Annotated in this window: 27 protein-coding genes and 1 other annotated feature; of the genes, 23 read left to right on the top strand and 4 right to left on the bottom strand. The window is 38.8% G+C overall.

From position 1 onward, the window contains the following. Positions 1-129 precede the first annotated feature (129 nt). The gene (locus tag EKM65_RS04185; RefSeq protein WP_125605792.1) at positions 130-366 is read right to left on the bottom strand and encodes a hypothetical protein; all 237 of its coding nucleotides are present in this window, start codon (positions 364-366) and stop codon (positions 130-132) included. A gap of 244 nt (positions 367-610) precedes the next feature. Here EKM65_RS04185 and EKM65_RS04180 point away from each other — a divergent pair, with 244 nt between their 5' ends. The 3 genes from EKM65_RS04180 to EKM65_RS04170 all read left to right on the top strand — a co-directional run bounded on the left by EKM65_RS04180 (position 611) and on the right by EKM65_RS04170 (position 3,393). Then, positions 611-1,558 (top strand): alpha/beta hydrolase, encoded by a 948-nt coding sequence (locus tag EKM65_RS04180; RefSeq protein ID WP_225420391.1) that lies wholly within the window; start codon positions 611-613, stop codon positions 1,556-1,558. A gap of 154 nt (positions 1,559-1,712) precedes the next feature. Then, positions 1,713-2,315 carry a LemA family protein gene (locus EKM65_RS04175; RefSeq protein WP_125605788.1) on the top strand — a complete coding sequence of 201 codons (603 nt, stop codon included), beginning with the start codon at positions 1,713-1,715 and terminating at the stop codon, positions 2,313-2,315. Between the two features lie 46 nt (positions 2,316-2,361). Beyond that, positions 2,362-3,393, top strand: a complete 1,032-nt coding sequence (locus tag EKM65_RS04170; RefSeq protein ID WP_125605786.1) for a M48 family metallopeptidase — start codon at positions 2,362-2,364, stop codon at positions 3,391-3,393. Positions 3,394-3,577: 184 nt separating this feature from the next. Here the strand turns inward: EKM65_RS04170 and lexA are convergent, their stop codons facing one another. After that, the gene (gene lexA / locus EKM65_RS04165; RefSeq protein ID WP_125605784.1) at positions 3,578-4,198 is read right to left on the bottom strand and encodes a transcriptional repressor LexA; all 621 of its coding nucleotides are present in this window, start codon (positions 4,196-4,198) and stop codon (positions 3,578-3,580) included. A gap of 111 nt (positions 4,199-4,309) precedes the next feature. On the opposite strand from lexA, the gene EKM65_RS04160 reads away from it, so the two are divergent. The 4 genes from EKM65_RS04160 to EKM65_RS04145 all read left to right on the top strand — a co-directional run bounded on the left by EKM65_RS04160 (position 4,310) and on the right by EKM65_RS04145 (position 9,349). Next, the gene (locus EKM65_RS04160; RefSeq protein ID WP_125605782.1) at positions 4,310-4,558 is read left to right on the top strand and encodes a DUF896 domain-containing protein; all 249 of its coding nucleotides are present in this window, start codon (positions 4,310-4,312) and stop codon (positions 4,556-4,558) included. Between the two features lie 900 nt (positions 4,559-5,458). Beyond that, entirely contained in the window at positions 5,459-5,689 is a 231-nt protein-coding gene (locus EKM65_RS04155) for a YneF family protein (RefSeq protein ID WP_125605780.1), read from the top strand. Positions 5,690-5,790: 101 nt separating this feature from the next. Next, positions 5,791-7,551, top strand: coding sequence for an ABC transporter ATP-binding protein (locus EKM65_RS04150; RefSeq protein WP_125605778.1), 1,761 nt, complete (start codon positions 5,791-5,793; stop codon positions 7,549-7,551). After that, positions 7,538-9,349 (top strand): ABC transporter ATP-binding protein, encoded by a 1,812-nt coding sequence (locus tag EKM65_RS04145; RefSeq protein WP_225420390.1) that lies wholly within the window; start codon positions 7,538-7,540, stop codon positions 9,347-9,349. The genes EKM65_RS04150 and EKM65_RS04145 overlap by 14 nt, the downstream gene beginning before the upstream one ends. Positions 9,350-9,976: 627 nt before the next feature. On the opposite strand, the gene EKM65_RS04140 is transcribed toward EKM65_RS04145, so the two are convergent. Continuing rightward, positions 9,977-10,633: a lysophospholipid acyltransferase family protein gene (locus EKM65_RS04140; protein ID WP_125605774.1), complete on the bottom strand. Its 657-nt coding sequence runs from the start codon at positions 10,631-10,633 to the stop codon at positions 9,977-9,979. A 112-nt stretch (positions 10,634-10,745) separates the two neighbouring features. Between EKM65_RS04140 and EKM65_RS04135 the strand changes: the two genes are divergently transcribed. From EKM65_RS04135 to EKM65_RS04090, 10 genes are all read left to right on the top strand, one after another. Further along, entirely contained in the window at positions 10,746-11,480 is a 735-nt protein-coding gene (locus EKM65_RS04135; protein WP_125605772.1) for a tRNA1(Val) (adenine(37)-N6)-methyltransferase, read from the top strand. Further along, positions 11,461-11,754 carry a GIY-YIG nuclease family protein gene (locus EKM65_RS04130; protein ID WP_125605770.1) on the top strand — a complete coding sequence of 98 codons (294 nt, stop codon included), beginning with the start codon at positions 11,461-11,463 and terminating at the stop codon, positions 11,752-11,754. The genes EKM65_RS04135 and EKM65_RS04130 overlap by 20 nt, the downstream gene beginning before the upstream one ends. Before the next feature lie 72 nt (positions 11,755-11,826). Continuing rightward, on the top strand, positions 11,827-11,976 hold the full coding sequence (gene rpmG, locus EKM65_RS04125) for a 50S ribosomal protein L33 (protein WP_083479494.1): 150 nt from the start codon (positions 11,827-11,829) through the stop codon (positions 11,974-11,976). A gap of 26 nt (positions 11,977-12,002) precedes the next feature. Beyond that, a complete protein-coding gene (gene secE / locus EKM65_RS04120; protein ID WP_125605768.1) occupies positions 12,003-12,188 on the top strand; it encodes a preprotein translocase subunit SecE in 186 nt (61 codons plus the stop codon). A gap of 107 nt (positions 12,189-12,295) precedes the next feature. Continuing rightward, entirely contained in the window at positions 12,296-12,844 is a 549-nt protein-coding gene (nusG, locus tag EKM65_RS04115) for a transcription termination/antitermination protein NusG (RefSeq protein ID WP_125605766.1), read from the top strand. Between the two features lie 117 nt (positions 12,845-12,961). Continuing rightward, on the top strand, positions 12,962-13,387 hold the full coding sequence (gene rplK / locus EKM65_RS04110; RefSeq protein ID WP_125605764.1) for a 50S ribosomal protein L11: 426 nt from the start codon (positions 12,962-12,964) through the stop codon (positions 13,385-13,387). 96 nt (positions 13,388-13,483) lie between these two features. Then, on the top strand, positions 13,484-14,173 hold the full coding sequence (gene rplA, locus EKM65_RS04105) for a 50S ribosomal protein L1 (protein WP_125605762.1): 690 nt from the start codon (positions 13,484-13,486) through the stop codon (positions 14,171-14,173). Positions 14,174-14,220: 47 nt separating this feature from the next. Then, positions 14,221-14,341 (top strand) — a sequence feature (ribosomal protein L10 leader region). Between the two features lie 38 nt (positions 14,342-14,379). Next, the gene (gene rplJ / locus EKM65_RS04100) at positions 14,380-14,883 is read left to right on the top strand and encodes a 50S ribosomal protein L10 (protein ID WP_125605760.1); all 504 of its coding nucleotides are present in this window, start codon (positions 14,380-14,382) and stop codon (positions 14,881-14,883) included. Positions 14,884-14,929: 46 nt separating this feature from the next. Continuing rightward, positions 14,930-15,298: a 50S ribosomal protein L7/L12 gene (rplL, locus tag EKM65_RS04095; protein ID WP_125605758.1), complete on the top strand. Its 369-nt coding sequence runs from the start codon at positions 14,930-14,932 to the stop codon at positions 15,296-15,298. 469 nt (positions 15,299-15,767) lie between these two features. After that, positions 15,768-17,345: an ATP-binding cassette domain-containing protein gene (locus tag EKM65_RS04090; protein WP_125605756.1), complete on the top strand. Its 1,578-nt coding sequence runs from the start codon at positions 15,768-15,770 to the stop codon at positions 17,343-17,345. 618 nt (positions 17,346-17,963) lie between these two features. Here EKM65_RS04090 and EKM65_RS04085 read toward each other — a convergent pair. Continuing rightward, a complete protein-coding gene (locus tag EKM65_RS04085) occupies positions 17,964-18,836 on the bottom strand; it encodes a helix-turn-helix domain-containing protein (RefSeq protein ID WP_125605754.1) in 873 nt (290 codons plus the stop codon). Positions 18,837-19,371: 535 nt separating this feature from the next. Here EKM65_RS04085 and EKM65_RS04080 point away from each other — a divergent pair. The 6 genes from EKM65_RS04080 (at position 19,372) to EKM65_RS04055 (ending at position 24,810) form a co-directional block, all read left to right on the top strand. Continuing rightward, on the top strand, positions 19,372-19,689 hold the full coding sequence (locus EKM65_RS04080; RefSeq protein WP_125605753.1) for a hypothetical protein: 318 nt from the start codon (positions 19,372-19,374) through the stop codon (positions 19,687-19,689). Between the two features lie 204 nt (positions 19,690-19,893). Next, entirely contained in the window at positions 19,894-20,193 is a 300-nt protein-coding gene (locus EKM65_RS04075) for a hypothetical protein (protein ID WP_225420389.1), read from the top strand. Between the two features lie 568 nt (positions 20,194-20,761). Continuing rightward, on the top strand, positions 20,762-21,493 hold the full coding sequence (locus tag EKM65_RS04070; protein WP_125605751.1) for an ATP-binding cassette domain-containing protein: 732 nt from the start codon (positions 20,762-20,764) through the stop codon (positions 21,491-21,493). Further along, positions 21,494-22,285 carry an ABC transporter permease gene (locus EKM65_RS04065; RefSeq protein ID WP_125605750.1) on the top strand — a complete coding sequence of 264 codons (792 nt, stop codon included), beginning with the start codon at positions 21,494-21,496 and terminating at the stop codon, positions 22,283-22,285. Between the two features lie 215 nt (positions 22,286-22,500). Further along, a complete protein-coding gene (locus tag EKM65_RS04060) occupies positions 22,501-24,087 on the top strand; it encodes an ATP-binding cassette domain-containing protein (protein ID WP_125605748.1) in 1,587 nt (528 codons plus the stop codon). A 522-nt stretch (positions 24,088-24,609) separates the two neighbouring features. After that, the gene (locus EKM65_RS04055; RefSeq protein WP_125605746.1) at positions 24,610-24,810 is read left to right on the top strand and encodes a hypothetical protein; all 201 of its coding nucleotides are present in this window, start codon (positions 24,610-24,612) and stop codon (positions 24,808-24,810) included. Positions 24,811-24,850 lie beyond the last annotated feature (40 nt).

Here is a 24,850-nt window from a genome sequence, read left to right as displayed (position 1 = left end):
TATTGAACCGCCGTATACGGAACCGTACGTACGGTGGTGTGAGAGGACGGTAATTTACAATTACTTCCTACTCGATCAGCTGACCGCGATTTTCCTCCGGCACTGATGAACGAGATGTAGTGGTATGATTTAACAGCAAATTTGTACTGCTAAAAATTTAGAAATGATCCAACCACACGTCAATTCAGCGCTTGCGCAAAGGTTGCCCTCTTGCTTGTTTAGTAGTGGAAAATAAATACCGCTCAGTAGTGAGATTAATGTTGGCAATTTATTGCCTACATTAAGGATCGCATTTGAGACGATTTGTTCTTCAATCGGCTCAAATCGACGCCCACTACGTTCCGGCGACAAGTATTTATTTTCCACCACGGCACCCGCACGTTTCGTATGTAACCTTTGTGCAAGCACGATGAACCGCAAAATAACAGTTATAGTTTCTCTGTTCTTAATCACAATTACAAGCGCAGTAAATTTGGAAGTTGCGTGAATTGAAATTGTTAATCAGATAAGGTAATCTAAATAAATCATAATGAGTCATTTCATCAATGAAGTAAGGTGCAATTAAACGCGGTCATGCGGCATTGACCAATCGCAGATGTGGGGAGATTTTTTGAAGAAGATAATCATTATCGTCGCAATTCTTTTCGTGGTGGGTTCGGTGATTGAATTAGGGATTGGTAACTATTTCTACAATTATGCGGTGAGTAATCATCCTAAATCTTTTATTGCCAAGGCCAAACCTTTGCAGAAAAAAGATCCTAATTACGCTGATCTGAATTGGTTTAAAAATCAGGCGAAGAAGGTAGTCTGGTCGCAAGAATCTGCTGATCATCTAGCTTTAAAGGCTGATTATATTGATAATCATGCTAATAAAACAGTGATTATTGCACATGGCTATATGGGTAGTCGTCAAGAAATGGGGCTGTATGCGCGATTGTTTAAGCAGTTAGGCTATAATCTTTTATTGCCTGACGCTCGTGGTCACGGTGCCAGTGAAGGCGATTATATCGGCTATGGTTGGCCTGAACGTAAAGATTACCAGGGCTGGATTAAACAAATCATTCAAAAGAATGGGACTAATTCAAAGATTGTACTATTTGGTGTCAGCATGGGTGCAGCAACAGTAATGATGACTTCCGGTGAACAACTGCCCAGTCAAGTTAAGGCTGTCATTGAGGATTGTGGTTACACGACCGCTAAGGCGGAATTAACTTATCAACAGCAGGAAATGTTTCCGAAAATTCCGCCGTTGGTTTCAATTCCAGTGACTAGTTTAGTAACGAGAATTCGGGCAGGATATTTCTTAGGCCAAGCGAATGCCGTGCAAGCCTTAAAGAAGTCGAAGTTGCCAACGTTGTTTATTCACGGCGGCGATGATCATTTCGTACCAACGGCGATGGTTAAAGAACTTTATGCGGCGCACAAGCAGAATAACCAGCACGATCAATTGTTGATTGTTAAAGGAGCCGATCACGCTGAATCAATCACCAAAGATAAAACTGGCTATTACCGAACGGTGACCAAGTTTTTGGCCGCACTTAATTTGTCAACGAATTGACAGAATTCGCATCTCTTGACCCATTAAATCAAGTTAGGTTAATTGTGACAACGGTATTTTATTAACTTACTGAGTATCTTTGTCTTTAAAGAGGTTAATTCACCGATAACATGTTAGAATGAGAAGCATACAGAAATGAAAGAAGGAAGCTCATATGATTATTACACTTATTGTGATCGTGGTTTTGGTTGTGTTGATTGCTGGTCTATATAATGGCTTGGTTAAAGCGCGCAACTTAACTGATGAAGCTGAAAGCCAAATTGGTGTTCAATTGAAGCGTCGTGCTGATTTAATTCCTAATTTGGTTAATACGGTTAAAGGTTATGCTAAGCACGAACATGACACTCTAATGGATGCCATTCAAGCACGCGGTGTAGCAAACGGTCAAGCACAAGCTAATCCGCTTGATGATTTGGAGAAGCAAGCCAGTGTGATGGGTGATGAAAGTCAATCAATCGCCACCCGAGCCAAAGCCGACGCTCAAGCGAGTTCTGTCTTAGGTCATCTCTTTGCTGTTTCTGAAAATTATCCCAACTTGAAAGCTGCACAAAACTTCAGTCAATTACAAGAAGAACTAACGAGTACTGAAAACCGCGTTGCAGCATCACGGACGAATTACAATCGAACAATTCGTGATTACAACAATAAAGTCGAAGTCTTTCCAACTAATATTTTGGCTGGTATGTTTCATTTCACTAAGAAAGAACAATTGCCGGTTGAAGAAGCAACTAAGACTGCACCTGAAGTTAAGTTCTAGTCGTCGATTAATTCAATATTAAACGACAGAAGGTGAGTTATTTCGTATGCACAATCATTTAGATACGCTTGAGTCACAGGTTCAAGCGAATAAGAAACGTTCACTGTGGGCAATTGTTGCTTTTTTTGCCATGATCAATATTATTTTTGTAATTTTAGTGGTCGTGTTTGGTAATTTGCAAGATACAGAAAATCCTTATCAACCATTGTTGTGGTTAGGCATCCTTGAAGTTATTCTTGGGTTTTATATTGCCTTTCAATATTGGCAAAATGGCCAAAATATTTTGCGCATGAATAAAGGCTCAAAAATTAGCGAGGATACGACTAATCCCGACTACAAAAAAGTTTATAACATTGTAACCGAAATGAGTCTAGCAGCCGGTTTGCCCATGCCCCAAGTTTATATTGTCCCTGATCCATCGCCTAATGCTTTTGCTACGGGTATGAGCCCTGATAAGGCCAGTATTGCGGTGACACAAGGTTTGGTCGACATAATGGATCGCGAAGAGCTAGAAGGCGTTATTGGCCATGAAATGAGCCATATTAAGAACTATGATATTCGGATCAGTACATTATCAATTGCCTTAGTGGGTTTCATTACGATTTTGGGTTACGGTTTAGTTCATGTTGGTCAAGGCATGATGTATGCTTTTGGCGGTCGCCGTAGTAGTAACGACAACAATCGTGACTCGAACTACACGCAATTAATTGGACTAGCAATGATGGCAATCGGTGGTCTTATCATTGTATTAGGCATTCCTTTGAGTTATTTGTTAGAGAAATTCGTTTCTCGAAAACGTGAAGCGTTAGCCGACGTTTCCGGTGCGGAATTAACAGGTAATCCCATGGGCCTGATTAAAGCCTTCAAAAAATTAGCAGGACCAGTACCGAATGCGAAAGTTTTATCGCCAAATACGACGCAACTCTGTTTGGTTGAACCACTTTTTGGTAAAGCGGGGAAGCGTTCTTGGTGGTCAAGAATGATGGATGATCATCCACCACTAGATGAACGTATCAAGAACTTAGAAATGGTTCTTGGTGAACAAGGTGCCGACAATAGTACAATTGTTGGTGATTAAAGTTAATGCGATATACAACAAGAAAGGAACTGGGATAAAAACCCCAGTTCCTTTCTTGTTTAGTAGATTTAAACAGCTGCACAATTTACGTTAATATTTACCAGATCTATAAAACTAATAGTATAATGGCGAAGTTTCGATTGTATCTCGAATCTTGATTATTAGGTTTACTTTTAACTTTAGGCTAAATGTGAGAACGGTATAAACTAACGACTTTCCCAAGAATTGTTACATTCGGCAAAATAATTGGCGCCATCGTATCATTCTCTGGTTGCAGGCGAATGTGATCGTCTTCCTTGAAGAATCGTTTGCAAGTCGCTTCGTCTTGCTCGGTCATGGCAATGACAATATCACCATTCTTAGCGTCGCGTTGTTGGCGAACGATCACTTGATCACCGCTCAAAATGCCAGCGTTAATCATACTCTCGCCACGAATCGTTAACATAAACAAATTATTATCGTCAATATTTAATTCAGGTGGTAATGGGAAATAGTCGGTAGCTTCTTCAACAGCAAGAATTGGTTCACCGGCAGTGACCACGCCTAAAACAGGAATGGCTTGCTTCTTAATACCCAGCTCGTCTAGGCCCTCAGGTGTTACTTCGATTGCGCGCGGTTTCGTAGGGTCTCGTTCAAGCAGCCCTTTTTTCTCAAGCCGTGATAGATGACCGTGTACAGTAGATGTGGATGACAAATTGACCGCCGCGCCAATTTCGCGAACAGTTGGTGGATAGCCACGGTCGGATACCGTATCGTAAATATATTGGAGCACTTCCAATTGTTTAGAACTAACCGTTTTAGTCATATGACACCTCAATAGTATGTTAATATTAATTTAGCATAAGTATTTGTAAAAATCAAACTTATGTTCGTGTATGTTTGTTATTTATTAATAAGACCAAGGGAGTTGTTATTAATGTCAGAAATCGATCCGAAATTAATTGCTAGAATAAATGAATTAGCTGCTAAAGCAAAAAAAGGCGAGCTTACCGATAAAGAAACAGCTGAACGTGCAGATTTACGCAAGGCTTATTTAAAAGAGTTCCGGGCTGGTTTTCGGACGCAGGTTGAGAATTTACGTGTATTTGATAAAGACGGCAAAGAAGTGACGCCTCAAAAAGTGCGTCGAATTCAAAAAGAGAAAGATTTGCGCGATAACGAATAACGTACGTCTAACTGAAGTCATCGGTAGTTTGTTTCTAGTATTTTTGCGTTGCCGGTAATTCGGAATCGTGGTAGCTAAAACTGCTATGTTGTGGTTCTTCGCGTTTACGCAAAGGTTGTTAACGGGATTCGGTGCGTGCCGTGTCGGCGAAGGAATACTTGGCGCTGGAACTAATCAAAATAGCGGAGACTAAAACTGCTATGTTGTACTTCTTCGCTCATACGCAAAGGTTGTTTATGGAGCGTGCGGATACCGTGAGGGAAAATAAATACGTGTCGCTGGAACGTGGTGGACACTGCTTGAAGCCAATTTTTACAAAATTGTCTCCAAGACAGGTCTTGTAGTAACAGCTAAAGCTGCAACTACAATCTCACCACTGAGCGGTATTTATTTTCCCTCACTAAACAAACGAGATGACAACCTTTGCGCAAGCACTGAATTGACGTGTAAGCTGAAGTGCTTTTAATTTTCAGGAGCACAAATTTACTGTTAAATCACGCCACTGCATCTCGTTTGTCAGTGCCGGAGGAAAATCGCGGTCAGCTGTGAAATTGTCGTTAATGCTTTAGCATTTACGACAAGGCCGAGCTTTAAGACAATCGCAGATTGGCTTAAAGTCGAGCCCACAGCGTTCCACCAGCGTATTTTCCGCAGGCACGAAGAACCGCAGCATAACAGTTCTAGGACTTAGTACTTCTGAATAAAGTTTTTTATTTAGTTTTGATTAACACTCACAGCATTCTATCGGTATGTTTTTGGAAGTACGCATCATCGTAATCATAAAAGTTTTCACCGCTATGGTGTTAACATATTTCGCATAATATTAGCGGATTGACTTGCATATTTTGTGGGTTCATGGGTAAAATAGTAGCAGAATTTATTTTAAGGAGTTTCGTGAAGATGAGTGTAGGTTTAGCAGTTTTCTTAATTATCCTTGGTGTAATTGGTGGCGCAGTGGCAGGTTTCTTCGGTGCACGCGCCTATATGAAGAAGTATTTTCAAGATAATCCACCTGTAAATGAAGATATGATGCGGACAATGATGATTCAAATGGGGCAAAAACCTTCTGAAAAGAAGTTGCATCAAATGATGACCGCCATGAAGGCTCAACAGTCTAAAAACGGCAAATAATATCGTCTATTCATGTGTTTAAGCGGGTGTTTTATACCCGCTTTTTTTGTATTTTAGTGGTTTATTATCAAGCTAGATGAATAGAATGACGAGGTTAAATTATGGGGATTTTTATCAAGTTAAGTTGGTTTTTTAAGCAACAAAAGAAGCGCTACATTGCTGGGGTACTATTTTTATTATTGGCGGATTTAGCGGGACTAATTCCGCCACGTGTTATCGGTGTTCTTGCTGATCTAATGAATGATCGTCAGTTGACGTTGCAATTATTGTTTCTCTGGGTTGGTTTGTTAGCGCTAGCCGCGTTGGTACAGTATTTAAGTCGTTATGGTTGGCGGAATATGATTTGGGGTGGTGCCGCAACTTTGGAGCGTGAATTGCGGACGAGCCTGTTTTCGCACTTCATGAAAATGGACGAAACGTTCTTTCAGCGCCATCGCACCGGTGATTTGATGGCTCACGCGACCAATGATTTAAATGCCATTCAAAACGTAGCTGGTGCCGGAATTTTAACGCTGTTCGATTCGATTTTGACAGGTGGTACGACGATTATCGCGATGATGGTTTTTGTGGATTGGCGGCTAACCTTAGTGGCCTTAATTCCAATGCCATTGTTGGCTGTATCTGCACGTGTTCTAGGCCGTCGTCTGCATCAGGCGTTTGGTGAATCACAGGCTGCTTTTTCGCGCTTGAACGATAAAACGCAAGAATCAATTAGTGGCATTAAAGTCATTAAGACATTCGACCAAAATCAGCCAGATGTTGCCGATTTTGAAAAAATTATTAATAAAACGGTTAGAATTAATCGTAAAGTTTATCGGATTGACTCGCTTTTCGACCCGACGACAAGTATTATTATCGGCTTAACTTATGCGATTACAATCGCCTACGGTGGCTGGTTAGTTACAACGCATGTGATCACATTGGGACAATTGATTTCATTTGTCAGTTATATTGGGGCTTTGGTTTGGCCGATGTTTGCGATTGGCCGTCTATTTAATGTGATTGAGCGTGGTAATGCGAGTTATGATCGTGTGGCGGAATTACTGGGTGAACAAAGTTTGATTAAAGAACGGCCTGGTGCGATCGAGGCCTTGGCCGGTAGTAGCATTGATTATCATGTTGCCCAATTTACGTATCCTGACGACCAACAACCAGCATTAACAAAGATTGATTTTGATTTGGCTGCTGGTGGCACGCTGGGCTTAGTTGGTCGCGTTGGTGCTGGTAAAACTACCATCATCAAATTATTATTGCGTGAATTCGATAATTATGACGGCACGATTATGATTGGCGGTAAGAACGTCAAGGATTATACATTGGAAGGTTTATTATCAGCTATTGGTTATGTGCCGCAAGATAACTTCTTGTTCTCCAGCAGCGTGCGCGATAATATTCGCTTCGCCGCAATGGATAAGAGTGATCTCGAGGTTCAAGCGGCTGCGCAACAAGGCGCAATTCATGACGATATTCAGAATTTCCGTAATCAATATGACACATTGGTTGGTGAAAAAGGGGTCTCGTTATCTGGCGGTCAGAAGCAACGTTTGGCAATTTCTCGAGCCTTGATTACGATGCCGGAGATATTAATTCTTGATGATGCGCTTTCGGCAGTGGATGCTAAAACGGAAATGCAGATTCTGGAGAACTTGAAGCAAGAACGTCACAACAAAACCACAATTATTGCGTCACATCGTTTAAGCGCCGTTGTTAACGCGAGTGAAATTCTCGTGATTGACGATGGCCGTGTTGTTGAACGCGGCACACACGAACAACTACTCGCCTTAGATGGTTGGTACGCAGAAATGTGGCAGCGGCAACAAATTTCTGCAGAAATGGGGGCTGATCAAGATGGCAGAGACTAATTCGACTGATAAAGAAAACCAGACGCACCAATCAGCTTGGACACAAAGCATTTCGACGAAAGATCAGGTCAAGATTATTGCCCGTGTTATGAAATATGCATTGCCATTTAAAAGTTATTTTTTAATTGCTTTGGTTTTCTCTGCATTTTTGGCAACGATCAATATTCTTTTACCACGGTTACTGCAATACTTCATGGATCACTTCTTGAATAAGGGCAATACGGCGTTCAATATTATTCTTGATTTTGCCGCGCTGTACTTTCTAGGAACTGTTTTAAAGGCAATTCTGCAGTTTTTCAGCAACTATCTGTATTCAATGGGTTCTGAAAAAACGTTGGAAAATGTCAGGCTTGTTTTATTTAAGAAGTTGCATACTTTAGGCATGCGTTATTTCGATTTAACACCTGCTGGCTCGATTGTGTCGCGGGTGACCAACGATACCATGTCATTAATGGACTTCTTGGCGGTATTTGCCTCGGTATTAACGGGCTTATTCGCCATTATCACGGCGTTTATTGCCATGTATACGACTAATTCAGTTTCAGCATGGATTGTACTCGGATTTTTGCCGATTTTATTATTGGCGATTTGGTATTATTCGCATTACAGTTCGCGGGTTTATCGTCACATGCGTGAGAAGTTAAGTGAACTGAATGTCAAGTTGAATGAATCAATTGAGGGCATCAACATCATTCAAGAATTTCGTCAGGAGAAGCGGATAAGCGATGAATTTGAGGCAACTAATCAAGACTATTTAAACGCTCGTAAGGCGATGATTCGCACCAACTCATTATTATTATCATCTCTGATTAATTTACTTTATGCCTTAGCAATCGTGGCCGTTTTGACGCATTTTGGGTTAGTTGCCCAGAATCAATTTGTCGAAGCTGGTGTGATTTACGCTTTTACCACTTATGTTTCGAATTTCTTCAATCCCATGTCAGACATGATGGATTCATTATCCAGTTTGCAGGATGGTGTTGTAGCTAGCAGCCGGATTTTAAGAATTTTGGACGATCAAACTTATGCACCAGCACAGAATGAAGGCGCGCACGGTGAAATTAAAATGGGCAAGATTGAATTTCGCCACGTGTCTTTCTCGTATGATGGAAAAAATAAAATTCTTAATGATATTTCTTTTGTTGCCAATCCGGGTGAGACGATTGGAATTGTCGGACACACTGGTTCTGGTAAGAGTTCGATTATCAATGTGATGATGCGCTTCTATGAATTCTATGAGGGCCAGATCCTGATTGATGATCGAGATATTAAGGACTATCCTATGTCTGAAATCCGGCGAAAAATTGGACTTGTTTTGCAAGATTCATTTATGTTTTACGGCGATATTTCTTCAAATATTCGTTTGTTTAATCAAGATATCTCTGACGAGCAAGTCTATGATGCTGCGAAATTTGTTCAGGCTGATCGTTTTATTGAAAAATTACCAGGTAAATATCATGCTCGTGTCATTGAAGGCGGCGCGAAGTTCTCTAGTGGTGAGCGCCAATTACTTTCGTTTGCACGGACGGTTGTGACCGATCCGAAAATTCTTGTCTTGGATGAAGCAACGGCTAGTATTGACACTGAAACAGAAACGCTCATTCAAGAAGGACTCCACCGAATTCGCCAAGGTCGGACGACAATCGCAATTGCTCACCGTTTGTCGACAATTCGCGATGCAGAACAAATCATCGTGCTCGACGCGGGCAAAATTGTTGAGATGGGCAGTCATGATGAATTATTAGCCAAACATGGTCATTATTATCAATTGTATCAATTGCAACAGGGGCAGAATTAATCTTTCGCTTTGGCGAACTGGATCTGTTCTTCAGGTAGCAAACTAAAACTGTTGTGTTGTGGTTCTTCGCGCTTATGCAAAGGTTGCGTATGGAACGTGCGAGGTATCGTGGTGGAAAATAAACACTAGTCGCTGGAACGTAGTGGGCGTCGATTTGAGCCGATTAAAATACAAATCGTCTCAAATGCGAGCCTTAATGTAAGCAATAAATTGCTAACATTAATGTCACTACTGAGCGGTATTTATTTTCCACCACTAAATAAGCAAGAGGGCAACCTTTGCGCAAGCGCTGAATTGACGTGTTGTTGAATCACTTCTAATTTTTAGAAGCACAAATTTGCGGTTACATCACACCATATCAGCTTGTTTGTCAGTGCCGGAGGGAAATCGCGGTCAGCTGTGAAATTCTCGTTAGCGATTTATCGCTTACGAGAAGGTCGAGCTTTAAGACAATCATAGATTGGCTTAAAGTCGAGCCCACAGTGTTCCACCAGCGCATTTCCCGTAGGCACGGAGAAACATCAACATAACAGTTCTAGGTCTTTTTGACCAAGAACGACATTCAAATAATTCCAACCAAAAAACAGGACCCGTAGACAATTTGTTTGCGAGTCCTGTTCGTGATTATTATTTTAATTTATTGGCGGCCTTTTCTTGGTCGAGCTTTTTTTGATCAGGTTGATAGTTGAAGTTAGGATCAATTCTTTGATCAATGGCATGCCAAGCTGTCTCCATTTGTTGATTAATTAAGTCAGAGCCAGCTTCATCTAGCTTGAGTTTACGATCAACCATAATTGGTTCACCAAACCCGATGGTGACCTTTTTGTGTTTCAAGAAGTCTTTAAAAGTTGTCGGCCCCTGATAAACAGCAGGTAATAATGGTACTTTGGCCAATTTAGCAATTAAAGCGGCACCACCTTTTAGTTCCGCAGAATAACGCGTACCGGAGGGAAACATGATTAAAGATAATTTACCTTGTTTAAGGGTTCTGACAGGCGTTTTAATCGCAGAAGGACCAGGATTAAAACGATCAACTGGGAAAGCATGCGCGTGACGCAAGATCCAACCAAGAATTGGATTTTTAAATAATTCTTTTTTAGCCATGAACGAGAATTCTTTCGGGCTGGCCGCTAAAGCAAAGATGATTGGTTCCCACCAGGTTCGGTGCGGTGCAACTAGCACGTAAGAACCTTCAGGTAACTTATCTTTATCAATCACGTGGGTGTGTCCGTTTAATACCCAGACAATGAAGCGGGCAATCGGTCGAATAATTTTATAAAACATTTTTTCACCTAGTTTTTTATTATCTGTAACGAAAAGATTATATCAAAAAAAGATCATTTGGTATAATAATATTTATTACCGTGACTTTTAAGGCGGCAGAAGGGATGAGCAAATGAGCGAGCGAGTGGATCAATTATTTAATGGCGGTGTGAAAATTATTCAAAGCGATGCCGTCTTTTCATTCTCGCTGGATGCGGTGCTGCTGGCAGACTTTGCTCATGTGACCAAGAAAACCCGCTTAGTTGATTTATGCGCAGGGAATGGAGCAGTCGGTTTATTCTTAAGTCGCCACACGCAACAACGAGTTGATTTGGTCGAGATTCAAGAAAAGCTCGCCGATATGGCACAGCGTTCGGTAATCTTGAATGAATTAACGAACCAAGTCGTGGTCGATAACTTTGACTTGAAAGAGGCACCTCAAAGACTGGGTGCAGATTTTGCTGATGTCGTTACTTGTAACCCACCTTATTTTGCAGATCATCCTGACAGTGTCAAAAACCCCAATCCTCATTATGCCATTGCCCGGCATGAACTCATGACCACGTTAAACCAAGTTTTAAACGTCAGTAGCCGTTTATTGAAGACAAATGGTCACTTGTACATGGTTCATCGTCCCGAGCGCTTAGACGAGATTATGGCGGCTTTACAAGCTAATCGTTTTGCGGTGAAAAAATTACGATTTATTTATCCCAAAGTCGGTCGAGAAGCTAACATGGTTTTAATTGATGCGATCAAAGATGGCCGACCTAATGGGGTTCGTATTTTACCACCTTTAACTGTTTATACTGATGATAATCAGTACCAACCAGAAGTTCAACAAATTCTTTATGGATCTGAAAGAAGTTAAAAGGATGTATTATTGTTATGTTGTCTTATGTGCTGATGGCACACTTTACACCGGTTCAACCAATGATGTCGCCAAAAGAGTCGCGACACACAATGCCGGTAAAGGGGCGAAGTACACGAAAACACGACGTCCAGTTAAATTATTATATCAACAAGAATTCGCGAGCAAACATGATGCCTTAAGTTTTGAAGCCAAGTTTAAACGTCAAACACGAATGGCTAAGGTTATTTATTTGCGAGCACATGGCGTCGCATTTGCAGCAATCAATCCTTGAGAAAATACGGGCAGTTCTTGCTTTCTGGCCGCGCTTATAATACAATATTCATATTAATTAAGGTGGTAAACTATGTCTGGTAAAAAAGTAGCGTTAGCGTGTACTGTCTGTGGTTCACGGAACTATATGATTGCTGAAAACACGCAACGCACCGAACGTCTTGAAGTCCGTAAGTTCTGTAAGCACTGCGGTAAACATACATTGCATAAAGAAACACGTTAATCCTAATTTAGTAAGGAGCAGTAAACATGAAACGACTATTTAAATTCTTCGGTAGTGTTGGACAAGAAATGAAATTGGTCGAATGGCCAACGATGAAACAAACACGTCATGATAGTTGGGTTGTTGTTTCAACATCAATTCTATTTGCATTATTCTTTGCTTTAGCTGATTTTGTTTTAAATCAAGGGATTACGCGTTTTATTTTGAAGTAACTTGTTAATTGATTGATTATTTCTTGGAGTCTGTTAGAATAAGATTATTGAGGAAAAACTTCGTTGTGTGCGAGGTTTTTTTATTTTGAAAAAAAGGATGATCACAAATGGTTGAATCGCTCAAAAAGAGCTGGTATGTATTACATACATATTCTGGTTACGAAAATAAAGTTAAAGCAAACCTTGAATCACGAGCAACATCAATGGGTATGGAGAACAATATCTTCCGCGTCATTGTCCCAGAACAAGAAGAACATGAAATTAAAAACGGTAAAGAAAAAACTGAAATGCAAAAAACATTTCCTGGCTATGTGTTAGTGGAAATGGTGATGACTGATCAAGCTTGGTTCATCGTCCGGAACACACCAGGTGTAACTGGTTTCGTTGGCAGTCACGGTGCTGGTAGTAAGCCTGCGCCATTACTAGATGGTGAAGTTGAACAGATCTTGCACAGCTTAGGAATTAGCAAACGTCACAGTGGCGTTGAATTCTCTGTTGGCGAAACAGTTAAGATTGTCGAGGGCGCTTTTGCCAACTTGACTGGTAAGATTACTGAAGCAGATCCAGAAAAGCTGAAGTTGAAGGTTAACATTGATATGTTCGGTCGTGAAACAAGTACAGAATTAGATTACGACCAAGTTGACAAATTAGCATAAATTAGTTGCCGATTGTCAAGAGGTATGCTATATTATTCAAGTATGTTTTGATACATGTGGGAGGAGAAATTAACATCTCCATCATAACCACAACACGGACTAAGGAGGTTTTGTCTCGTGGCAAAAAAAGTAGCAAACGTTGTTAAGTTACAAATCCCTGCAGGAAAAGCAACACCTGCCCCTCCAGTAGGTCCAGCATTAGGTCAAGCCGGTATTAATATTATGGGCTTTACAAAAGACTTCAATGCGCGGACTGCTGATCAAGCAGGTATGATTATTCCTGTTGTTATCACTGTATACGAAGACCGTTCATTCGACTTCGTTACAAAGACACCACCAGCTGCAATTCTTTTGAAGAAAGCTGCTGGTGTTGAACACGGTTCAGGCGAACCTAACACTAAAAAAGTTGCTAAGGTAACGAAAGATCAAGTTCGTCAAATCGCTGAGACCAAAATGCAAGACCTAAACGCCGCTGATGTAGAAGCAGCAATGCGCATGGTTGAAGGTACTGCAAGAAGCATGGGCTTTGAAGTAGTCGACTAAGCTACTTGACAGTCGGATAAACAGCGAAAGTTGTTCAATCAAGTGGGAGGACAAATAAAATCGTCCATTTGACCACATTTGCAAGGAGGAAAATTAATGTCAAAGCATGGCAAGAAATATACTGAAGCATTAAAGCAAGTTGAAAAGAATAAAACATACGCTGCTGATGAAGCAGTCGCATTGTTAAAGAAGATCGACTATGCTAAGTTCGACGCAACTGTTGAAGTTGCTTACAATCTTTCTGTTGATCCTAAACAAGCTGACCAACAAATTCGTGGTGCCGTTGTTTTACCAAATGGTACTGGTAAAACGCAACGTGTCATCGTGTTTGCTGAAGGCCCTCAAGCTAAAGCAGCCGAAGAAGCAGGCGCTGATGTTGTTGGTTCAGACGACTTAGTACAACGGATTCAAGATGGTTGGTTGGACTTTGATGTCGCTGTTGCAACACCACCAATGATGGCTAAAGTTGGTCGTTTAGGTCGGGTCTTGGGCCCTAAAGGTTTGATGCCTAACCCTAAGACAGGTACCGTTACGATGGACGTTACTAAGGCCGTTAATGATGTTAAAGCTGGACAAGTTACTTATCGTGTTGATAAAGCTGGTTTAATCCATGCACCTATCGGCAAGGTTAGTTTCGATGATGCCAAGTTGTTGGAAAACTTCAAGGCATTTAACGATGTTATTTTACGTGCACGTCCTGCAGCTGCTAAAGGCAACTACATGAAGAGTGTAACGTTAACTTCAACATTCGGTCCTGGTTTAGCCGTCGATACTAATACACTTTAATCAATCGCTGAGTCAATTTGACACAATCGATTTTAAGTGCTATCTTAATTTAAGAATATTTTCTACCTAAGACTCAGGTGACGTAAGTCTCAATATCCTGCCGAGGCCAGATGATAACTGATAAGTTAATCTCTGTGTCTTTGGACACAGAGATTTTTTATTTGGTTTGGTGAGAAGATACAATTAGTATGTGGAGGTGAAATTAAATGAGCGAAGCAATTATTGCAAAGAAAGCAGAAGCTGTTGATGAGATCGTTGAAAAATTCAACCGTGCTAAATCAGCTGTCGTTATTGACTACTTAGGTTTAAACGTTGAACAAGCTACTGCATTACGTAAGGAATTACGTGAAGCAGGTGTTGAGATGAAGGTTCTTAAGAACACTTATCTTCGTCGTGCCGCTGATAAGGCTGGTTACGAAGGCTTAGACGACACTTTTGCAGGTCCTACTGCAATTGCATTTTCATATGAAGATGTTGTTGCACCAGCCCGTATTATGGCTAAGTATGCAAAAGACATCGACGCATTGGAAATCAAAGGCGGTATCATTGAAGGCAAAGTTTCAGATCTTGCAACGATTAACGAATTGGCTTCATTGCCAAGTCGCGAAGGTTTGTTATCAATGTTACTTTCTGTATTACAAGCACCCGTTCGCAACGTCGCATATGCTGTTAAGGCTGTTGCTGATTCTAAAGACGAACCAGCTGCATAATGCATAATCAAACAAAAAAATAATTTTCTATTTGGAGGAAAATAACATGGCTTTAGATACACAAGCAATTGTTGATCAATTAAAAGATGCAACAATTTTGGAATTAAACGATTTAGTTAAAGCAATCGAAGAAGAATTTGGCGTTTCTGCTGCTGCTCCTGTAGCTGCTGCTGGTGCTGCCGGCGCTGCTGCTGCTGCAGAACCTACAGAAGTTAACGTTGAATTAACTGAAGTTGGCCAAGAAAAAGTTAAGGTCATCAAGGCTGTCCGTGAAATCACTGGCTTAGGCTTGAAAGACGCTAAAGGCGTTGTCGACAAAGCACCTTCAATCGTTAAAGAAGGCGTTACTCCTGAAGAAGCTGACGAAATCAAAGCTAAGCTTGAAGAAGTCGGCGCAACTGTTTCTTACAAATAATAAGATAGCTAGTTGAACGAATTAAGTCCCACGCAGTCACAGTAAAATGTGATTGGGTGGGGCTTTTTTAATTTGCACGATTTTAAAGATGTCATTAGGGACAACCTTATTTTTGATTAAATTAAAAATGCACTCATCTTCCTAATGTCGAATGATAAGTGCATTTTGCGAGTTTTTGTTATGGAACTTGTTTATTTGGATAAAAGGCACATTTTCGAGTTTTAGTTTTTTCTTCATTAGTAATTTCAAGCGGCTTCAGGCAATTTAAAGAAAGTAGCTGATTCATAAGAATTTACCTCCAATATTTCTGAAATAGAAGTTTTAACAACAGTATTTTAACCCAAATATGACAAAATCGATGTCTTTTAATCTGATGTTGATTATTGCTATTTATTAGAATATTATTATGCTTAACTAACCGTTTATTGAAGAATTTTAAAATTAGACAATAATTAATGGAGAATAACTTATGAAGAAATATTTGCATCATCATCGCAAGTCAACAATATTAAATATCGTCTGGCTGATTCTCAATACTTTGTTAAACACGATCACGTCGGTTTTATTCACATTTTCAACGAATGCTATTTTTGAAAAGAATTTACCTAAATTATTCTTTTGGCTGGGGATTAATTTGTTAACTTGGTTGGTTGTCATGACTAGCGAATATTTTCAAGATATTTCGCAAGAGAAATTAATTCAAAACATGTCGATTGATTTGAAAAAAGATATCTCTACACAAATTTCTCAGTCAGATATTAATCAATTTCATCAAAAAAATATTGGCCAATATATTTCACATTATGTTAACGATGCAGAAATAATAGAGAACAACTCATTTCACAATTTCTTTGGTCTCGTTAGTGATTTCTCAACGGTTATTTTTGCGGCCATTGCATTAGCTATGTATCATTACCTGTTATTGATAACAGCCTTGGTGTTGGCAGTTGTGATGTTGACACTGCCTAAGAAGTTTCGCAAAAAATTAAGTTTGGCAACGGATGAATTATCTAAGGCTAATGGCGTCTTTTCGAATCAAATTACGAATATCTTAAATGGTTTTAATGTTTTCTTTAATGCGAATAAGTTAAGGGTATTGCCAAGTCGAACCGATATTGCAGCTCGTTCATATGCCACGAGTAAAGTTGATTATACGCGTATTGAAGATCAGGTGGATACTGGGATTAATTTAATTAGTCTTATCTGTCAAATGCTAGTTGATGTCGTAACGAGTGTCTTAGCAATTATGGGCCGTATTCCTCTTGGCGCGATTAGTTCTACTGGTAGTATTGCTGCAAGTATTTTCAATAGTCTGAAACATTTGAGTAAAGAGCAGGTTCAAATTAAAGCGACCGACCCATTGATTGATGGCTTTCAACCAGAAGGTATGAGCGACCAGCACCAGACAACACTAAATTTCGCGCATCAAATTACGGCAAGAGATTTAGGTTATCAAATCGATGGGAAGCCAATTATTTCTGGGCTTAACTTTACAATTAAAAAGAATGAAAAGGCAGCCATCATTGGTCATAGTGGTTCAGGTAAAAGTACGTTATTGAAGATTCTTAATGGACAATTGCGAGGCTATCAAGGCAGTATTAAAATTGATAATTTTGAATTGCGTGATCTTAGTAGCAGTCAAATTAGTCAGATTTCTCATTATGTTGATCAAGACAACTATTTATTTAATGACAGTGTTGTCAATAATGTGACGATTTGGGCTGACCATCCTAATATGACGAGTGTAAATCATTCGTTGAGTTTAGCCGGTGTCGACTTTGTAAGTAGTGCAGAAATGCTAATTTCGGAAAATGGCCGTAATTTTTCTGGCGGTCAGCAACAAAGACTGGGTTTGGCCAGAAGTTTCTTCGCGCCAAAAGCAATCGCTTGTCTAGACGAAGTCACGTCTGCTTTGGATGTCAAAACAGCACAAGCAATCGATCGGCGATTGTTGTTAGATGATAACTTAACTCTATTAGAAGTAACGCATCACCTGGATCCAGAATTACAAGATTTGTACTCGAAGATTATCTCTCTAGATGATTGAGCGCAATGATTGCACCGTCATTGGTTATTCGTGCTAATTGAAGAACCTTGAGAATTGTTGATTGGAAAATCGACCAATCTTGTGTATCACATCAGGTTTTATATCATGCTGATTTTAAAATCTCATTGAATCGGCTGAGAATAACCAGCTAGATTGGTTCAAATTACATTGGAAAGTAAATACTGTTAAACAATAAAGATAGCCAATTGAACAAATTAAGCCCCGTTCAGTCACATTTTATTGTGATTGGATGAGGCTTAATTTGTTTATGCGATTTTAAAAATGTTATTAGGCCAATTTCTACCGGTCGATTATTTGGTATTGACTAAAGAAACTTTTTTTATTGTGGGTTGTTAAATTGATGTTTAAATAATTACTAACGTCTTTTTGTCACGATTAACTATGTCTTGAGTTGGAAAAACATTTGGTTTATGGAGAAAATGTTAACAAAAAAAGTTCATGATATTATTTTTGTGAGTGTTAACTCCATAAGTGGTTCCTTTTAAAATTTCAGAATGGAAACCACAATTCTGACGAAAAGCTGCATTATGAAGTTTTTAGCATTCAACTGAGAGTTCTATTGCCCCTTTTGAGATTGTGGGGGTTATTTTGGTTAATTTATCTTGAGCTTTGGAAATAACTTCTTTGTAACTCACGTTTCTTTAAATCGCGAGAATAAACGTCGAGAAGTTCTGCGTTACCTAAATCTCTAAGAATTAGAATGCAATGCCAGCATTTATCGCTTGAAGGCACAATGCCAATAAAGTAATCAAAAAGCTCATGATAATAGGTAAGTAGAAAAGAAGAGTGTAAGTCATTACAATTGTGTATCGAGTTGACTAATTGAAGCATCTGAGGAACATCTTGAATATCGTTATGGTCAAAAAGATAAGAAATAATATTGAAAAATAGGTAGGACGCTTGATATCTTGAAAAAGTATTTGCTTCGTCAATTGTCGGGATTTTTTTCAAAATAAGATTACCGATTTGCTTTACATTACGAATAGGAAGGGCACTTAAGGTCGTTCCAAAAAGTTCAATTTCATATACACCCCATGTTTCAATTTTTTTTAAATAATCTACCAGTATCAATGTATCAGCTATCGGAATGGTTCTATCTTGTAAGTTGCTAAGTAAAATGTCAGCAATAATTGATAGATGCAAGAATTGTTTATTGTTTGACGTAAGGAATTTTTGTTGAAAATATTTTGAACATGATGCTAAACCATCAGTGTTATGTCGCAGGTAAAGTAATCGTAGCTTCTCAATAGACTGTTGATGACTATCTTGAAATTCACAATCATGAACAAATTCTTCAATTGAGATCTGTAGACGGTTTAATAAATCTATTAGCAATGATATCCGAATGTCAGTCTTTCCTGTTTCAAAGTTAGATAATCCTTGCTTAGACATAATTCCCTTTGATACATTTTCGAGTGACAGCCCTTTGCCCAGTCTTATTCTACGAAATGTGCTCCCATAATTACTCATATCGTACCTCCCTAGATATTAGTGTCAAGAAAAACGGACAAATCGATTTAGAAGACAGTATTAGTTGTAAATTGTTTTTGTTGAGAAGGAGTGATCGGATATGAAGAGAAAACATCTTTATAAATACCTAATATTCTTTATTACTAGCGTGATTATAGTTCTGGGTTAGATTGTGATATCTCTCATTAAATGATATCACAGAAAGTTAACAGTGGTAACTGTTTTCTAGTTTAAAATTATATTAGTGATAGCCGAATCAATGCGATGCTCTATAAATGTAGAAGGAAGGAAAAGGTGGTCGATCATATGTATTTTATTAATATAACTGCGTTGCATCATCACAGCGGCCAATGGTCGTCATTTAAACGTAAATATGGTTTTAGTCAAACTCCGGCATTTATTGTATTCAAGAATGGTTCAAACTTTCAAATGATTCAATGGTCGTCACAAAATGGACTAAGTAGTTCAGCACTTCAAAGATGGATAAGTAAAAATAAAAAAACAATAATTCAGAGTAATTAAGGAGTGAATCAATATGGTTGAAAATACTGTACCTAAAGCCGTCAAAGTTAGTAACGCAAGTAATATTTTGGAGATTACATTTGATAACGGAGAGAAGAGATATTTAAGGAGTCATTATATGAAAAATTATTTAGACGCATGGAGTCCAAGCAAAGGTAAGGGGAAGAGACTAAATTTAATCTTGCGCCCAACCGCAATGTGGCAAGGTGCAAATCCCAGAATTATGGATGACGGGACAGTGATCATAGCTAGTAATGATAGATATAGTCCAGACGAACTTTGGAATGATAGTGTTGATAGTGTTTCTAAACTGAATTCTAAAGAGAAATAGTTTTTACATGTCTGACCACAATACTGAGTACCAAAAATATGAAAACTTATATTTAATTATTGATCGAATAATCGCAACAGATGAGCGTAACAGTCGAGCCGATTTAGAAAAGCAACTAAAAAATCGTTAACTTGATGTGGGTCAATTATTTCTTGGTGGATTGGCGTTATGCTGTAGTCAATTCAAAGAAGGAAGGCAATTCATATGGCAGCACAAATTGACAATCAAGAATTTATCGAAGCAGAATTTCCTAAATTAAATTTCTTCACAACTCAGATCGTTAAGGTTCACGGTGCACATCATCCCGAATTGGCTGAGGTACGTGAATTATTCGTTGCGATGGTCGCCAAGTTACAGCATGATCTCCAAGCTGATCTTACGCCTGAATTTAAACGGCTACAGACTGTGACCGACGATTATCGCGTGCCAGCGGATGCTTGCGGTGCGTATCAGGCGACGTATCAATTGTTACAGCAATTTCAGACGCTTGAACTAGCTGAATAGTTTTTAGACAAATCGAATAGTTTTTTGTGTACATCATCATTGACAATATGATGGTGTGCTTTTTTTGTTTGAGTAATGTGTTGTCAAAAGCTGCGATTGTGCAAAATAATCTCGGTAAAACTTCTGACTAGTTAGCTTATCGGGACAAATAAATGTTGTCTGAATTAATGGATCTATTGATTGAGCTTTCTACAAGATACAAAAATGGTTCACTTGCGTTTGTTTTTTTGCTAATGAAACAAATAACAACTTTGATAACAACTCGAACAGTGGCTTTTCCATTAACAAAGATGATCTTGCAAAAAGGTTGAGTAAATGACACGATTGCCAATGTACCGCTTAAGCGAAAAGATCGCTAGTTGAACAAATGATGCCTCGTTCAGTCACATTCAATTGTGATTGGGCGGGGCTTTTATGTTTTGGGTCAAACATACACACAATCTTTTTAGTGATATCCATTTTAGACGTTTTAGTATAGAATATAAGATATATGTCAATTTAATTTGATTCTAATTTAGTTTTAATTTAGTTCGTGAATTAATAATTTGAGGATTGAGGAAGTGACACTGTGAAAATTGTTGGTCAAGAAATCGATAAATATTATGGTCATCGTCAGGTTTTATATCGTGCAGATTTTGAAATTTTACTGAACCAACCGGGAATAATTGGCTTGATTGGTCCAAACGGCGCGGGAAAGTCAACGCTGATGCGTCTGTTGAGTGGGATCACAACGCCTAATTCTGGCAAACTATTTCTTGAAGATAGCGCTACTTCTAAGGTCGATGATTACAGTTCGTGGTCAAGAGACAATGCTTATTATGTGCCCACTGGCGAGCGAGGGTTGAGAAATAAGCTCTCGATTAAGGATAATCTGCGTTATTTTGCTGCATTGCGTCAAGTATCACCAACGCGCGCCTTAGAATCACTTCAACGGATTGCGAAAGATTTTCAGATTGAAGATTTGCTTGATCGAGATATTGATCAAATGTCAACAGGTCAAAAGAAAAAAGCAGAAATAATGGTGGCGGTTGCGCTTGATGCGCGCTTATTATTACTTGATGAGCCTTCGAATGGTTTTGATATTGACGCTCAGGTTAAATTGATGCATTTAATTCGCACCGTTGGTAACACCGAAACTAAAAAAATTATTATTTCTTCTCATGATCCGCATTTGCTTGCCAATGTTGCCAATCAATATATTTTGATTGCAGAGGGACATATTTTGAAAACACTGGATCAGTCTCTTAGTGAAGCTGAGCTGCAAGAAGTTTATGAACAGTTATTTAATCGGGGTAATTAGATGATTAGGGCGAATACGGTTTTACATATGATGCAAATAGAACTTGCGATGGAAGTTAAAACACGCCGTAAATATTTGCTGGCAACATTGAGTGATTTTGTTATTTTTACGATTGCGTATGCTGCTGTTTTGTTTTTTGCCGATGTTTCTGAAATTAATTCTAGTTATCATACTCATGATGGTGTTTTGCTTGTCTTAATTGGCTTTATGTTTTGGAATGCAGGCGTTATGGCAATGGATTTGTCGATGCAAACCATCGAAACTGATTCGCGTGCTGGAATTTTAGAAACGGAAATGCAGTCTAAGTTCCCGTTATGGTTTTTGACGTTGATTAGAAGTTGGGTTAGTAATTTAATTACCTTTGGTTATTTGTTGTTAGTCGGTATTGCCACTGCAATAATTGTTGGCAGATCAGTGCTCACTATTATTGAGATTGTGTTCTTGGTTATGTTAGTTTCTTGTATCGCTAATCTAGGGATGTTTGGTCTGGGACTCGTTTTAGGAGCAGGTTCACTGGTTTTTAAGAATATTGGGCAGTGGGCCACGGTGCTTCAAGGTGTCATTCTAATCTTTGCCAATGTTGCCATTCCGTATACATCATGGATTCAAGCCGTTCTACCTTTTGGCTTAGGAATTGAGATTGTGCGTGATTTATATCTTGACCAGAAGATAACATTAGTAACTGTGTTGGCCTATCTCGTTGTAAACGTGATCTTTTTCGGCGTTGGCTTACTTATTTTTAATGCCGCGCTGCGTTATGAACGAAAGTATGGTTCCTTTGAGAGATTTTAATTGTTGAGTTGATGTTAAGAATAGTCTCGAAAACTTATTACTACAAAAAATAAACTACATTCTTTTACAATTGCAAAATAGCAATGAATCTATTTTTGGCATATTCTGAAGACCACCTGACGTGGAGTCAAGACAAGTTCTTAATAATTTCTAACTAGCTTTCTTTTCGTTGCTCTGACCACACGAGTATAACAACAATAGAACAGGTGAACATTATGATTAAATTAATACTAAGATTATTTCGAGGCAAGACAATATTTGTATTAGGCACTTTGCTTAGCTCATTAATCATTGCGTTGGATGGAATTGTTGGTCCACACTATATGGGACTGTTTACAAATTCCATTACTGAGAAACATTATGGGCAGGTTCCACAAATATTGTTATTCTGGGGCGCTTTACTTCTACTGATTAATATTGCTGAAGTTCCCTACGCATATTTTTACGGTCGTTTGCGAGAAAAAATCAATATAGAACTCAAGCAAAAAGTATTTCAGCATGCATATAAGGATGGCAACGACAACGTTCGCAATAGTGAATACGTTGCTACTATTTTGAATGATATAAAAAAGATCGAAACTGATTTTGTGTACAGTGCCGTTCATTTTATTTATTGTTTATTTCAGGGTGGCATTACTTTAGTTTTTCTTTTGAGTATTAATTGGCAAGTAGGTTTAGTTTTCATAGGCTTAGGTTTTTTGCCGACAATTGTTCCACGATTAACTGCAAAGGGGTTAAAGACAGGTTCAGAAAAATGGCAACAAACCAACCAAAGTTATACTGACAATTTAGAGGACGATTTAAATGCGCGTAAGCTGGTCAAACATTATAATGCTATTCCAATAATTTTTAATCGGCACCAGCGTGTTTTAAAAAGTGAAGAAGATGCTTATTTCACAATGGATTTGCGTCAAGAAATTTCTGGTATCAGTGTACGTACTTTATACAATATTTCAACAATTCTATCATTGGGTTATGGTTTTATTGCTGTAATGAATGGTGGGATGACTCTAGGTGCTCTACTGACAGTTTATATGGCGGCAGATCGTGTTGTAACACCACTGATTTCACTTGTAACTTATTATAACCGCATGCAAGCAACTGAGCCTTTATTCACTCGTGTTTTCGATAATAGTACGCGTGAACCAGTATCAACATCACCAATCATTGTCCCTGAACAACGAGATCTAATTGACGCCGCCAACGTGACAATAGGTTATGATCAACACCCCTTGCTTTCCAATCTAACATTTAGTATTGCACCCAGGGATCGTATCTTAATTCAAGGAGAATCCGGTTCTGGCAAGTCTACATTGATACGCGCACTGATGAACGAGCTAGATATTCAAGCAGGCACGATTAGTTACTCACAAATTTTTTCCTCTAATTTTAAGACGAATTTTGCAGTTGTGGAACAAGCACCTTTTATTTTTGCAGATACTTTACGTTTCAATTTAACTCTAGGCGATAAAAATCCTGATGCTGATTTAATCACTATTTTACAACGAGTTGGCCTGAACAAGTTTGCTGATTCAGCTTCTCTAGACATATTATTGGACTCGAGCCAGTATCAATTATCTGGTGGTGAAATCAAGCGTCTTGCTGTTGCGCGCGCATTGTTGTATCACAAACAAATTTTAGTTGTAGATGAAGCCTTATCAGGTCTTGATAGCCATAATGCTGACCTTTTAAATAGGATTATTTTAGACTATCCAGGAACTGTGATTGATATTGAACATCGAGTTGACCAAGAAATCAAACAGCGTTTCACCAAGTGCTTAGCAGTTGGTGAAGCAACCTGAATAAAAACTACCTTAAAATATTTTAAAGTAATTGTTATTCATAATAAAAGCTATCTATACGCGAAAAATTGTTAGTAGCATTCTTGGTGGTAGTAATATCAATTTAATTTTTATCAAACGTACGAGCGATCACAGTTTACTTCAAAAATTTGACCAAACTATAATGTTGCAAGAATGGCTAAATATATGACAATGTATTGTAAAAAATCACTATCTATTTTTACAGATAGCGACACACGCCTTGACAGACTTCAAGTTTTGGTTGCTCGATGACCGTTGAAATGACTGTCACGAAAGATTATCATCATGAATTTATCCTTAAAGGCACTGGTGTATAAGCGTTTGCGCGAAATCAAAACTCAAACCTCTGGTAACCGCATCCTAGCGTTAGGTGTTCTCGCTATCTTCTTTCTGATCATTGCCATGATTCAGGTTGTTTGGCGCGGACGAATCAAGAAATGATGAAGTTTGCTACAAAGTTTTCGCGGCAGTTCACTATATGCATTGAAAGGAAAAACTAAAATGTATAATTCAACAACCAAAGAATTCCAATGTGATAATTGTGGTAAAACAATTTCATCTTATGAAGAGGTTTGGACGAAGTGGAAATTTCCACCGCAATCAACGGAAATGCAAAACAGGCCACGCAAAGAACTGGAATTTGAAAATGCTCCGATATTATGTATGCGTTGTGCGCAAGATTTATTAAAAAAATCATTTTAACGTTATGTTTAACAAACCCTCGCTAGCAATCAATAGCGGG

The sequence above is a fragment of the Lapidilactobacillus bayanensis genome (assembly GCF_003946695.1).
GTDB classification, from domain to species: Bacteria; Bacillota; Bacilli; order Lactobacillales; family Lactobacillaceae; genus Lapidilactobacillus; species Lapidilactobacillus bayanensis.
The sequence above is the reverse complement of the archived record's forward strand: the minus strand, read 5'-3'. Positions and strand labels throughout refer to the sequence as shown.